Genomic DNA, 13,854 nt, shown 5'->3' with positions numbered 1-13,854 from the left:
CAATTTTGCTACAAACAAAAAATCCTCAACCGAAGTTGAGGATTTCGCGCTTCAGGATGGGCTTGAACCAACGACCCCCTGATTAACAGTCAGGTGCTCTAACCAACTGAGCTACTGAAGCAGTGTTTGCTTGTTTGCGGGTGCAAAGGTAAGACGTTTTTTTTAATTACGCAAACTTTTTCGAGAAAAATTTGCGAGAAAAGCGAATTTTTTGCAAAAAGTTACTGCTTTTCGCCCGTTTTTGGTGGCAAAGGTGTAAATTTGCAGTCGAAAAAGAAATAATAAAGAGTATGATGACGAAGCTGATGAAACGCTTATTGCTGAGCATAGTTGTGCTTTGCTGTCAGCAAACGATAGGTTTGGCGCAAGCAAACCATAACCTTGAGGTGGGCAAAAGCATGGATATTTTTAATGCCCTGTACAGCAATCTGGACTTGTTCTATGTGGACACACTGAACCCCCAGCAGACGATGACGGCTGCCATTGATGGCATGCTGCGCTCGCTGGACCCCTATACCGAATACTATCCTGAGACCGAGACCAAGAACCTGCAGATGATGCTGACAGGTAAGTATGCGGGTATCGGTGCTATGATAAAGTATCATCTGGGCCTGAAGCGTGTGGTGATAGACGAGCCCTACGAGGGAATGCCTGCTGCTGAGGCTGGCGTGAAGAAGGGTGATATCATTTTGGCGATAGACGACTCGGTGATGACCGACAAGCAGGTGAGCTACGTCAGTTCGCATCTGCGTGGCGATGCCGGTACGAGCTTTATATTAAAGGTGAAGCGCCCCTCGACAGGAAAGGTGATGAAGTTTAAGATCACGCGTAAAAACATCAAACTGCCCGAGTTGCCCTACTACGGCATGCTGGCCGATGAGGAAAAGAAGATAGGCTATATCAACCTGAACCAGTTTACGGAGGGCTGCGCCAAAGGGGTGCGCCGTGCCTTTGTGGAACTGAAGAAGCAGGGCGCCGAGGCGCTGGTGTTTGACCTGCGCAGCAATGGTGGCGGCAGCGAGATGGAGGCCGTGGATATAGTGAACCTGTGGGTACCACAGGAACAGACCGTGGTGGAGAACCGCGGCAAGGTGCGTCAGGCCAACCGCGTATACAAGACGAGACTGGAGCCCGTGGACACGGTGATGCCTTTGGTGGTGCTGGTGAACGGCGAGACGGCCTCGGCATCGGAGATTACGAGTGGCTCGCTGCAGGATTTAGACCGTGCAATCATTATAGGTACGCGTACGTACGGTAAAGGATTGGTGCAGGTGCCTATGGATCTGCCCTATAATACTAATGTAAAGATTACCACGTCGAAATACTATATCCCCTCGGGCCGTTGCATTCAGGCCATCAACTACAAGCGTGGTGAGGGTGGGGGCTATAAGGAGCGCATCGCCGACTCGCTGACGCACGTGTTCTACACCCGTAATGGTCGAGAGGTGCGCGATGGCGGTGGCATCAAGCCCGACGTAGAGGTGAAGAACGACACGATGCCTAATATCGTGTACTACCTGTCGGTGGGCGGACTGGATTCCACCGAGGTGATGTTCGACTATGTGGTGGACTACATCGCCAAGCACCCGCAGATAGCTGCTCCACGAGCGTTCCACCTCACGGAACAAGACTGGCAGGAATTTAAAGAGCGCGTGGTGAAGAGTGGCTTTACCTACGATGCTATGAGCAAAAAGCAGTTTGACGAGCTGGTCAAAGCAGCCAAGTTCGAGGGCTACTATGACGAAGCAAAGGATGCCTTCGACGTGTTGGAGAAGAAGCTGCAGCACGACGTGGCCAGCCAGTTGGATAAGCATCGCGCCACCATTCAGCAGATGATAGAGCTGGACATTATCTCGGCCTTCTACTATCAGAAGGGTAGCATCGAGGCCGGACTGGCCTACGACAAACAGTTGAAAGAGGCTGTTCGCATCCTGAAGTCGGAGGATGAAATGAAGAAGATTCTTGAACCTCAGAAGAAGTGAAACTATAAGTTTTTTAAGCAGTTAGCATAAAAAACATAGTAAATATTTGTTTAGTTCGGGAAAAAGTATTATCTTTGCACCCGTTCAGTGGAATGAGAGACTCGAAAGGGTCTCTCATTTCTTTATAAATTGACGTTAAATGATAACGAAAGAGACAGTAAAGACATTAGTGGAAGAGTGGCTGACGGAGAAAGGCAACTACTTCCTGGTAGACATCCAGATGGATGGCGATCGTATTGCTATTGAGATTGATCATGCAGACGGTGTCTGGATTGAAGATTGTGCAGAGCTGAGCCGCTTTCTGCAGGACAAGCTGGGCGAAGAGCTGGGCGAGTATGAGATGGAAGTAGGTTCGGCTGGTATCGGCCAGCCCTTCAAGGTGGAGCAGCAATACCTGAACCACGTCGGTGACGAGGTAGAGGTGCTGACCGCCGATGGCAAGAAGCTGACGGGTGTGCTGAAGGCCGTTGAGGGTCGTCAGTTCACGGTGACGGTGCTCGAGAAACAAGTACCTGAGGGCAAGAAGCGCCCTGTGAAAGTGGAAGTTGACAAGCAGTTCTCAATGGACGAGGTGAAGTCAACGAAATATGTGTTAGCATTCAAATAAAAACAAAAGAATAATGGCAGTTAAGAAAGAAGAGAAGGGTCCCAGCATGTTTGAGACCTTCCAGGAATTTAAAGAGACCAAGAACATAGATCGCACCACACTGGTGAGCGTACTGGAGGAAAGCTTCCGTAACGTACTGGCAAAGATGTTTGGTTCTGACGAGAACTTCGACGTAATCGTGAACCCCGACAAGGGTGACTTCGAGATTCATCGCCACCGTATCGTTGTAGAAGACGGTGAGGTGAAGGACGAGAACAAGGAGATCGCACTGTCTGAGGCCTTGAAGATTGAGCCCGACTATGAGGTAGGCGAGGAAGTGAGCGAGGAGGTGGACTTCACTAAGTTTGGTCGCCGTGCCATCCTGAACCTGCGTCAGACACTGGCTTCAAAGATTCTGGAACTTGACCACGATGCCCTGTACCAGAAGTACAAGGACAAGGTGGGCACCATCGTTAGCGGCGAGGTTTATCAGATCTGGAAGCGCGAAGTGCTGCTGATGGACGACGAGGGCAACGAGCTTCACCTGCTGAAGGCCGAGCAGATTCCTGCAGACAGCTACCGCAAGGGTGAGACCGTGCGTGCCGTGGTGAAGGAGGTGAACAACGACAACAACAACCCCCGCATCATGCTGAGCCGCACCAGTCCTGAGTTCCTGAAGCGCCTGTTGGAAGCCGAGGTTCCCGAGATTGCCGACGGACTGATTGCTATCCGCAAGGTGGCCCGCATGCCAGGAGAACGTGCCAAGGTGGCCGTAGAGAGCTTCGACGATCGTATCGATCCAGTAGGTGCTTGCGTAGGTGTGAAGGGTAGTCGTGTGCATGGCATCGTTCGCGAGCTCTGCAACGAGAATATCGACGTGATCAACTACACCAGCAACGTACAGCTGTTTATTCAGCGCGCACTGGCACCTGCCAAGGTTACCAGCATCAACCTGGACGAGGAGAACAGCAAGGCCGAGGTTTACCTGCAGCCTGAGGAAGTTTCACTCGCCATCGGTAAGGGCGGTATGAATATCAAGTTGGCCTCTATGCTGACCGAGCATACCATCGACGTATTCCGCGTGGTTAACGAGGGTGAGAGCGACGAGGATATCTACCTCGACGAGTTCAGCGATGAGATCGACCAGTGGGTTATCGATGCCATCAAGGCACTGGGTTACGACACCGCCAAGGAGGTACTGAACGCTCCCCGTGAGTTGCTCATTGAGAAGGCCGACCTCGAGGAAGAGACCGTCGATCAGATGCTTGAAGTACTTCGTTCGGAATTCGAATAAGAAGGCTACGGTGACAATTAAACAATAAAAAAGAAAAAAGAAATCAAGTGATTGTGAAGAACGAAAGCTTATCTTTCACTTTCTCACTATTCACTTTTACCTTAGATTATGGGAGTTAGATTAAATAAAGTTTTAACAGAACTGAACATAGGACTTCAGACGGCAGTTGATTTCCTAAAGAATAAAAAGAGTCTGGGCGAAATTCGCGACGATGCTACTTTCAACACCAAGATTTCAGACGAACAGTATGAAGCCCTGGTGCGAGAGTTTAGCACCGATAAAGCCGTGAAGACGCAGGCCGACATGCTCTTCCCCAAGAAAAAGGAGAAGAAGTCAGAGAAGGCTGAGAAACCTGCAAGGGAACAGACTGAGGAGCATTCAGAGCATCGCCAGCAGTTCAAACCGCTGGGCAAGATTGACCTGGATAGCTTGAACAAACCGAAGCCCGCACCTGTTGCAAAACCAGTGAGCGAACCCGAACCAAAGGCTGCTGCCGAAAGCCAGGTAGAGGAGACGCCCGTGAAGGAGGAAACTCCTGCTCCCGTCAAGGAGGAGGTGAAGCCCGAACCAGTAAAGGTCGTAGAGAAGAAGCCCGAGCCCGTTAAGGTCGTAGAAGAGACTAACGAGGTGGAGCAGGCTGAGGAAAAGACTGTAGAGGTGAAGGCTGAAAAGGAATCCGAGACCAATAAAGACTCTGGTATCTTCACGCTGAAGAGTGAGGCCAAACTGGCTCCAAAGGTGAACGTGCTGGGCAAGATTGACTTGTCTGCACTGAACCAGAGCACTCGTCCTAAGAAGAAGACCAAGGAGGAAAAGCGCAAGCAGCGCGAAGAGAAGTCTGCCCAGATGCACGGCGGCAACGCCCAGCAGAATGGCGAGAAGCGCAAGCGCGAGCGCATCCGTACCGGTAAGGTAGATATCGAGGAGGCTGCTAAGCAACAGCAGCAGAATCAGCAGGGCAACGCCAAGAAGAAGAACAAGGGCGGCAACCAGAACTTCTCGGACAACGGCCAGCAGGGCGGTAAGAACAAGAAGAACAAGAACCGCATGGCTACCAAGCCACTGGAGGCCAACGAAGAGGATGTAGCACGTCAGGTAAAAGAGACGCTGGCTCGTCTGACCTCGAAGACCACCATGAACAAGAAAGGCGCTAAGTACCGTAAGGAGAAGCGCGATGCAGTGGCCGAACGTATGCAGGAAGAGATGGAGTCACAGGCAGCAGAGAGCAAGGTGCTGAAGCTGACCGAGTTCGTGACCGTCTCTGAGCTGGCTACGATGATGGACGTGCCCGTGGTTAAGGTTATCGGTACCTGCATGTCTGTAGGTATCATGGTAAGTATCAACCAGCGTCTGAATGCCGAGACCATCAACCTGGTGGCCGAGGAGTTCGGATTCACCACAGAATATGTAAGTGCCGAGGTACAGGAAGCTATCACCGAGGAACAGGACGACGAGAACGACCTGATCTCTCGTGCTCCTATCGTTACAGTGATGGGACACGTTGACCATGGTAAGACCTCGCTGCTCGACCATATCCGCAACACCAACGTGATTGCAGGTGAGGCCGGCGGTATCACGCAGCACATCGGTGCCTACAACGTGAAGTTGAAGGATGGCCGTCAGATCACGTTCCTGGATACACCAGGTCACGAGGCCTTCACCGCCATGCGTGCCCGTGGTGCTCAGGTAACCGATATTGCTATCATCATTGTGGCTGCCGATGACTCGGTGATGCCCACCACCAAGGAGGCCATCGCCCATGCTCAGGCTGCCAACGTGCCTATGGTGTTCGCCATCAACAAAATTGATAAGCCCGGTGCTAACCCCGATAAGATTCGTGAGGACCTGGCCAACATGAACCTGCTTGTAGAAGAGTGGGGTGGTAAGTACCAGTGTCAGGAGATCAGTGCCAAGAAGGGTATCGGTGTCGATGAGCTGCTGGAGAAGGTATTGCTCGAGGCTGAGATGCTCGACCTGAAGGCTAATCCTAACCGTAAGGCCACAGGTTCTATCATTGAGAGCTCACTGGACAAGGGTCGTGGCTATGTTTCTACCGTACTCGTATCCAACGGTACGCTGAAGGTCGGCGACGTCGTTATCGCAGGTACTGCCTGGGGTAAGGTGAAGGCCATGTTCAACGAGCGTAACCAGCGCATCAACCAGGCCGGTCCTGCCGAGCCTGCCATCATCCTGGGTCTCAACGGCGCTCCTACTGCCGGTGACTCTTTCCACGTGATGGACAGCGAACAGGAGGCTCGCGATATTGCCAACAAGCGTACTCAGCTGCAGCGCGAACAGTCGTTGCGCACCACCAAGACCGTGGGTCTGGATGAGATCTCACACCGTATTGCTCTGGGTGAGTTCCACGAGCTTAACATCATCGTCAAGGGTGATACCGACGGTTCTATCGAGGCTCTGTCTGACTCGTTCATCAAGCTTTCTACTGAGAAGGTACAGGTGAACGTGATCAACAAGGCCGTGGGTCAGATTTCAGAGAACGACGTCATGCTGGCTTCTGCATCAGATGCTATCATCGTAGGCTTCCAGGTGCGTCCTTCTAGTGAGGCACGCCGACTGGCCGAGCGCGAGGGCGTGGAGATCAACACCTATTCAATCATCTACGATGCTATTGACGAGGTTAAGTCAACCATGCAGGGTATGCTTGACAAGGTGAAGAAGGAAGTGATCAGCGGTATGATCGAGGTGAAGCAGGTATTCAAGATCTCGAAGGTTGGTACTGTTGCCGGTGGCTTGGTTGTCGAAGGTAAGGTACACAACAAGGATAAGGCCCGCGTCATCCGTGATGGTATCGTGATCCATACAGCCAATATCGATGCGCTGAAGCGCTATAAGGACGACGCTAAGGAGGTAGCCACCGGACTGGAGTGTGGTATCTCGCTCGTCAACTTCAACGATATCCAGGCTGGTGATATGATTGAGACCTTCACCGAGATTGAGGTGGAGCAGAAGCTGTAAAACCAGCAACACTATACTAAAATCCCGAATGGTTCCGTCTGTTCGGGATTTTAATCGCTTTTAGAATCTGACTGATGTAAATTCAGTATTCGATTGACTGCAAATTTAGTATCTGACAGACTGCAAATGAAGAAGAGTTGTCTTTTTGTCTTGACAGTGGTATGGCTGACCCTGATGTGTGCTTGTTCGCAGCAGAAGGGTGGCGAGGGCACTTCGGCCGACGCTGATAGTGTGGTTGTGGTTTCCGAGCACTTTGACTATGCTGATTCTGCCGACAATGCTTACCTCACCATCAACATCGAGTTGCCCGAGGCAGCCGATGAGGTGACGACAAAGATGCGTAGCTACCTGCTCCAGCTTGTTGGCGACCGCCTCAGTTATGTGACCTCCTACGAGGGTAGACGCGCCTATCCGCTCTATCATGGAGACAGCGACGATGCTGCCACACAGCTGAAGTACTATTTCAAGGAGACCATGCTGCTGCTCGACACGCTTTCAGCCAACGACATCGGTGAGCGTAAGCGCTATCTCGAAGAGGACACGACGCTCACACCCGAGCAGAAATCAGAGGCGCTGAACGACTTGCCCAACTGGGGCTATGAGTACAAGTTGCTGAAGACGGCCGACACGCTGAACTACGTTGTCTTCTTGTCGCAAGACTATACCTACACCGGTGGTGCGCACGGAGGTATGGGCGGCGATGGCTATATCACCTTTGACAAGACAGATGGACATGTCGTCAGTCAGTTTGTAGATACCACCCGTGTGGTGGCCATGCAGCCACTGCTCGTGGAAGGACTGAAGCAATACTACAGCGAGGCCGGCGAGCAGCCGATGACCACCGACGAACTGTTTGAGCGCTTGCAACTGCCTTTCGACGGTCCGAAGCGTCAGATACCCCTGCCCCTGTGGCAACCTTGTCCCACCAGCGAGGGACTGCTGTTCTGCTATGGCCAGTACGAGATAGCGTGCTATGCCGATGGCATGCCGTCGTTTGTGGTGCCCTACAGCAAGATCAAGCCGTTTCTCACCGACGATGCCCTCAACCTGTTGAAGGACTATTTGAAATAAAACAAGGGTAAAGAGACAAGGATTTCGCACTTTTATTGTAATTTTGCAGGCGAAAGGAAAATGTGATGGAAGAAAAGAATCAATTTGTACGACAGGTAGCCGAACAGAAGTATGAGTTCGGTTTTACCACCGATGTACATACAGAAATTATTCCTGTGGGACTGAACGAGGACATCGTGCGCCTCATCTCGCAGAAAAAAGGAGAACCTGAGTGGATGCTGGAGTTCCGCCTGAAGGCCTTCCGCTACTGGCAGGAGCAACAGGAACCCAAGTGGGGACATGTACACGTGCCCGAGATTGACTATCAGGCCATCTCATACTATGCCGATCCCATGGCCAAGAAGCCCGAGGGCGACGGCAAGATAGACCCGGAGCTGGAGAAAACCTTCGACAAGCTGGGCATACCCTTGGAAGAACGTCTTGCTCTTTCTGGCAATACGGCTGTCGATGCTATCATGGACTCGGTCAGCGTGAAGACCACCTTCAAAGAGAAACTGCGCGAAAAGGGCGTTATCTTCTGCTCCATCGGTGAGGCCATCAAGGAGCATGGCGACCTGGTGCGCCAGTACTTAGGCACCGTGGTGCCCTATAAGGACAACTTCTTTGCTGCGCTCAACTCGGCCGTGTTCAGCGATGGTTCGTTTGTATATATCCCCAAGGGTGTCCGTTGCCCCATGGAGCTCAGCTCGTATTTCCGCATCAACGCCCGTAACACCGGTCAGTTTGAACGCACACTGATCATTGCCGACGACGATAGCTATGTCAGCTATCTCGAGGGCTGTACGGCTCCCATGCGCGACGAGAACCAGCTTCATGCTGCCATCGTCGAGATTATCGTGATGAACCGTGCCGAGGTGAAATACTCTACGGTGCAGAACTGGTATCCGGGCGATGAGAATGGTAAGGGTGGTGTGCTGAACCTGGTGACCAAGCGTGGAGACCTGCGCGGCGTTGACTCTAAGTTGTCGTGGACACAGGTAGAGACCGGTTCGGCCATTACGTGGAAATATCCCTCATGTATCCTGCGTGGAGATAATAGCGTGGCAGAGTTCTACAGTGTCGCTGTGACCAACAACTACCAAGAGGCCGACACCGGTACCAAGATGATACATATTGGTAAGAACACGAAGTCAACTATAATTTCAAAAGGTATCTCCGCCGGTCATTCACAGAACTCCTACCGCGGACTGGTGCGTGCGGCTGCTACGGCCGACAATGCCCGCAACTACTCCAGCTGCGACTCGCTGCTGCTGGGCTCAGACTGTGGCGCTCATACCTTCCCCTACATGGATGTGCACAACGATACCGCCATCTTCGAGCACGAAGCCACCACGTCTAAGATCTCCGAGGATCAGTTGCTCTACTGCAATCAGCGTGGCATCCCCACCGAACAGGCTGTGGGTCTGATTGTCAACGGCTATGCCAAGGAAGTCATTCAGAAACTTCCCATGGAGTTTGCTGTTGAGGCCCAGAAGCTGCTCAGCGTATCGCTCGAAGGCACTGTGGGATAAATCAAACTTAATTTTGCGACTGTGGGCTGTCTAAGGGCAGCGTCATGATAAATCGTGCTCCGCCGGTATAGCTGGTGTCGAGCACGATTTCGCCTTCCAGACGGCGACAAAGACTGCGTGCCACGGTCAGACCGATGCCGGTACCTTCGTAGTAGTCGTCCAATTGCACGAACTCTTCGAAGATCACCTCGGCCTTGTCAGCAGGTATGCCGATACCTGTATCTTCCACGATGAAGCGAACCTGCTTGTCGTCAACTTCCGTCTTCAACGTGATTTTTCCTTCTTTCGTAAATTTCTCAGCATTGTCGAGGAGCAGCGTCAGCGCACGTCTGGCTGCCTGCTCGTTGGTGGTAATCATCAGGCTGTCGGTGCCTTCGCCCAGTTCCAGGTCGATGGGAATCTTGTATTTCTCCGTGTTTGAGAAACTATCCATGGCCAGGGCCACCACCTGTAGGGCAGGGATATGGTCGTTGCGGTCCAACACCGTTTTGCTGTTGGCATCGCTCAGCTCCAGCATCTTGTTCACCAATCCCGTGATGCGGTTGGTATTCTCAATAATCTTCTGGTTCACGTCCTTACGTGTCTCCTCGTCCAGTTCCATGCCAGGTGTTGTGATGACCTGCGTGAAACCTGAAAGGATGTTCAGAGGTGTACGTATCTCATGCGATATCTGCTGGATGAACGACGTCTTCATGCGCGATGCCTCCTTGGTTCGCTCGTTAGCTTCTTCCAGTTGCAGGTAGGCTTTCTTCAGTCGTTTGGACGACTGCATGCGTAGGTAGTGAATCAAGAAGAAACCAATGTTGAAGATGGCAAACACCACCACCAGGTTCCAGAAGCGATGACGCTCCATCTGCGCCTTCTGTTCAGCCAGTTCTGTCTCTTTCTGTTGCGTGTTGTAGAGCATTGCCAGCTCTGCAGCATCGTCGCGCTGCATGCGGGCGATGGCCGAGTCCAGTTCCACGTAGATCTTTGTACCTACGGCCAGTGCCGAGTCTATCTTGCCCGCATTGATGTTGGCCTGATACTTCGGCAGCAGGAAGTTGTGCAAGTATTCCAGCGACAGTGTGCGTTCATAGCGCTGATTCAGCTCGTCCAGACGTTCGAAATTGCGTGCAGCCTCCTGCCAGCGCTGTGCCGTCATCAGGTAGCTGATGGCCTCATACTGTCCTTCGGCGCTCTTCGCATAGTTGGTCATCATGGCCCTGTTGTATGCCGCCTTGGCTTCAGCCTTGTGTCCCAGTCCTTCCAGAGCACTGGCACGGTATAAGTTGAGTCGTCCCAGCTGCTTGTCGAGGAACACCTTGTTGGGTGCAGGCAGCAGCATGTATTGCTGCAGCAGTTCGGCGAAGTGCTCCGTCCAGTCGTTAGCATCCTGATAGTTTTTGGCTGCCAGGTTCTGTTCGGTGATGTTGATAACGCCCACGATGGCACTGGTGAAGTTGCTGATGCTCGGGTCTTTTCGGATGATGTCGAGATATTTTTTGTAGGCATCCTCGAAATCGTCGGTTGCATCCTTCGGGTTGCCCAGTTGCAGTTGGCAGCATCCCACGGCCACCTGCATAAAGGCAAAGTCTGTGCTATTGTCTTTCTTGACTTCTTTCAGTCGCTGCATGGCTGGCACGATGTCCTTCATGATGGCATCCTGGTCGCCCTTCACCAGCAGCAGTCCCGACAGGCGGTTGGCGCACTTGGCATAGTAGTCCATGTCCTCGTCGGTGTCGATACTGATCTCGAACGCCTTGCGCCACTGTTTCTCGGCCAGTCTCACCCTCTTCTGTCTGGAGTAGGCATAGCCGCGCCAGTAGTGCACCTTCATGGGTGTCATCTCATGATTCGCCTCAAAGCGGTCTGCCAGCAACAAGACCGAGTCGTAGTCGTGCCTCAGGTAGGCCTCGTTCATCAGCGAGTCGGCCTTCACGATGATGGTCTGCTCAGCCTGCGTGCTGTTGCATGCTGTCAGTAGCACCAGCACGGCAGCCATGATGGTCAGTGCATATATGGAGTGTTTTGTTATTCGTAGTAGATTCATAGTCTTGTTGTCTTTATGATTGCAAAGATACAATAAAAAGGTTAGACGAGCATAAAACAAAGCTAATTATTTTTCTTATTTTATGATTTTTTCTTTTGTAGTGTGCCTACTTAATTGTAACTTTGCAGGCAAAAAGAAAGAAAAAGATGTTAGAAGTAAAGAATCTGCATGCCAAGATTGGTGAGAAGGAGATATTGAAAGGCATCAACCTGGTAATCAATGATGGCGAGACGCATGCCATTATGGGTCCTAACGGCTCGGGAAAAAGCACGCTGAGCGCTGTGCTGGTGGGCAATCCCCTCTATGAGGTGACCGAGGGCGAGGCCTTCTTCAATGGTAAGAACCTGCTGGAGATGAAACCCGAAGACAGAGCCCACGAGGGTCTGTTTCTCTCGTTCCAGTATCCTGTAGAGATTCCCGGCGTTTCGATGACCAACTTCATGAAGGCCGCCATCAACGAGAAGCGCAAGTACCACGGCCTGGAGCCGCTGAATGCTGCCGAGTTCCTGAAGCTGCAGCGCGAGAAGCGCAAGATCGTGGAGCTTGACTCAAAGTTGGCCAACCGTTCGGTGAACGAAGGCTTCAGCGGTGGTGAGAAAAAGCGCAACGAGATTTTCCAGATGGCCATGCTCGAGCCAAAGCTCTCTATCCTCGACGAGACAGACTCTGGTCTTGACGTTGATGCCATGCGTATCGTGGCCGAGGGTGTCAACAAGTTGCAGACGCCCGAGACGTCGTGCATCGTGATTACCCACTACGACCGTCTGCTCGAAATGATTCGTCCGCAGTTTGTACATGTGCTCTACAAGGGCCGCATCGTGAAGACTGGCGGTCCTGAACTTGCCAAGCAGATTCAGGAGCACGGCTACGACTGGATTAAGGAAGAGATCGGAGAAGAGTAGCTCGTACGCCAGTGATGAGTGAAAAGTGAAGAGTGAAGATTTTTGCTACCACACTTGATATGCAGTCAGAACAGCAATACATAGAATTATACAAAGAGGCGCGCGAGCTGATTTTCTCGCATGCCCCAGAGCCCATGAACGCCGTGCGTGATGAGGCTTTCAGCGACTTCGTGTCTGCTGGATTTCCCAGCAAGAAGGTGGAGCGCTATAAATACACCGACGTGCAGAAGCTCTTTGAGCCCGACTATGGCGTCAACATCAACCGCTTGCAGATACCCGTAGATCCCTATGAGGCTTTCCACTGCGACGTGCCCAACCTCAGCACCAGCCTCTACTTCGTGGTCAACGACATGTTCTTCCACGACGACAAGCCCAAGGCGCATCTGCCTGAAGGCGTCATCGTGGGTTCCATGCGCGACTATCCCGAGGTGGTGGCCCAGTATTATGGCAAGTTGGCCAAAACCTCTGACGATGGCATCACGGCACTCAACACCATGTTGGCGCAAGACGGCCTGCTGGTCTATGTGCCACGGAATGTCAAGGTGGACCGCACCATTCAGGTCATCAACATCCTGAAAACCACCCCCCAGAACGCCCAACGCCAGGTGCCCGACCTGATGGTCAATCGCCGCGTGCTGATTGTGGTCGAAGAGGGTGCCGAGGTCAAGATGCTGTTTTGCGATCATGCTGCCGACGACCGCCACTTCCTGGCCACACAGGTCATCGAGGCATGCGTCGGCGAGAACGCCTCGCTCGACCTCTACTGCATGGAGGAGACGCATCACAAGAATGTGCGCCTGAGCAATGTCTATATCTCGCAGCAGGCCAACAGCCGTGTGAACCATAATGTCATCACCCTGCACAACGGCATCACGCGCAACCGCCTCGACCTGGTCTTCAATGGCGAGGGTGCCGAGTGCCAGTGCTATGGTTGCGTGATAGCTGACAAGCAGCAGCATGTGGACAACAACACCCTGATCGTTCACCGCGTACCGCACTGTACCTCTAACGAACTTTACAAATATGTGCTCGACGACAAGGCCGTAGGTGCCTTTGCTGGCAGAGTGCTGGTGGAACATGGTGCGCAGAAGACCTCTTCGCAGATGACCAATCAGAACCTGACGGCCACCAAGGAGGCCCGCATGTACACTCAGCCCATGCTCGAGATCTATGCCGACGATGTGAAGTGTGCTCACGGCTCTACCGTAGGTCAGCTCAACGATGCCGCCCTCTTCTACATGCGCCAGCGCGGCATCTCGCTGCAGGAAGCCAAACTGCTGTTGCAGAATGCCTTCATCAATGAGGTCATCGACAAGATGGTGCTCGAACCCCTCCGCGACCGTCTCCACCACTTGGTAGAGAAGCGCTTCCGTGGCGAACTGAACAAGTGTGAAGGCTGCAAGCTCTGTCACTAAGAGCACTTTTCCCCCCTTGACGCGTCACAGACGTGCTGCTTTCCCGTAACCAAAGCGCTGCTTTCGTTACGGGAAAGTTGTTTGT

General features: G+C 52.5%; 9 protein-coding genes and 1 tRNA gene. 8 read left to right on the top strand and 2 right to left on the bottom strand.

Annotated features, from left to right (window positions below; genetic code table 11):
- Positions 1–47: 47 nt before the first annotated feature.
- Positions 48–121, bottom strand: a tRNA-Asn gene (locus tag T433_RS0100310).
- A gap of 169 nt (positions 122–290) precedes the next feature.
- Between T433_RS0100310 and T433_RS0100305 the strand changes: the two genes are divergently transcribed.
- The 6 genes from T433_RS0100305 (at position 291) to sufB (ending at position 9,420) form a co-directional block, all read left to right on the top strand.
- Positions 291–1,982 (top strand): S41 family peptidase, encoded by a 1,692-nt coding sequence (locus T433_RS0100305; RefSeq protein WP_155808195.1) that lies wholly within the window; start codon positions 291–293, stop codon positions 1,980–1,982.
- Between the two features lie 139 nt (positions 1,983–2,121).
- On the top strand, positions 2,122–2,589 hold the full coding sequence (gene rimP / locus T433_RS0100300) for a ribosome assembly cofactor RimP (RefSeq protein ID WP_027450709.1): 468 nt from the start codon (positions 2,122–2,124) through the stop codon (positions 2,587–2,589).
- 13 nt (positions 2,590–2,602) lie between these two features.
- Complete coding sequence (nusA, locus tag T433_RS0100295) at positions 2,603–3,862, top strand: transcription termination factor NusA (protein ID WP_027450708.1); 1,260 nt, start codon at positions 2,603–2,605, stop codon at positions 3,860–3,862.
- Between the two features lie 108 nt (positions 3,863–3,970).
- Positions 3,971–6,838 carry a translation initiation factor IF-2 gene (gene infB / locus T433_RS0100290; protein WP_027454398.1) on the top strand — a complete coding sequence of 956 codons (2,868 nt, stop codon included), beginning with the start codon at positions 3,971–3,973 and terminating at the stop codon, positions 6,836–6,838.
- A 126-nt stretch (positions 6,839–6,964) separates the two neighbouring features.
- Complete coding sequence (locus tag T433_RS15695; protein WP_081778272.1) at positions 6,965–7,909, top strand: RsiV family protein; 945 nt, start codon at positions 6,965–6,967, stop codon at positions 7,907–7,909.
- A gap of 65 nt (positions 7,910–7,974) precedes the next feature.
- The gene (sufB, locus tag T433_RS0100280) at positions 7,975–9,420 is read left to right on the top strand and encodes a Fe-S cluster assembly protein SufB (protein WP_027450706.1); all 1,446 of its coding nucleotides are present in this window, start codon (positions 7,975–7,977) and stop codon (positions 9,418–9,420) included.
- Positions 9,421–9,427: 7 nt separating this feature from the next.
- On the opposite strand, the gene T433_RS0100275 is transcribed toward sufB, so the two are convergent.
- Positions 9,428–11,452, bottom strand: a complete 2,025-nt coding sequence (locus T433_RS0100275; protein WP_027454397.1) for a sensor histidine kinase — start codon at positions 11,450–11,452, stop codon at positions 9,428–9,430.
- 146 nt (positions 11,453–11,598) lie between these two features.
- Here T433_RS0100275 and sufC point away from each other — a divergent pair, with 146 nt between their 5' ends.
- Positions 11,599–12,354: a Fe-S cluster assembly ATPase SufC gene (gene sufC / locus T433_RS0100270; RefSeq protein WP_027454396.1), complete on the top strand. Its 756-nt coding sequence runs from the start codon at positions 11,599–11,601 to the stop codon at positions 12,352–12,354.
- 59 nt (positions 12,355–12,413) lie between these two features.
- Positions 12,414–13,769 (top strand): Fe-S cluster assembly protein SufD, encoded by a 1,356-nt coding sequence (sufD, locus tag T433_RS0100265; RefSeq protein WP_027454395.1) that lies wholly within the window; start codon positions 12,414–12,416, stop codon positions 13,767–13,769.
- The last annotated feature ends 85 nt before the right edge of the window (positions 13,770–13,854 follow it).

The organism is Xylanibacter brevis ATCC 19188, from assembly GCF_000621725.1.
GTDB classification, from domain to species: Bacteria; Bacteroidota; Bacteroidia; order Bacteroidales; family Bacteroidaceae; genus Prevotella; species Prevotella brevis.
The sequence above is the reverse complement of the archived record's forward strand: the minus strand, read 5'-3'. Positions and strand labels throughout refer to the sequence as shown.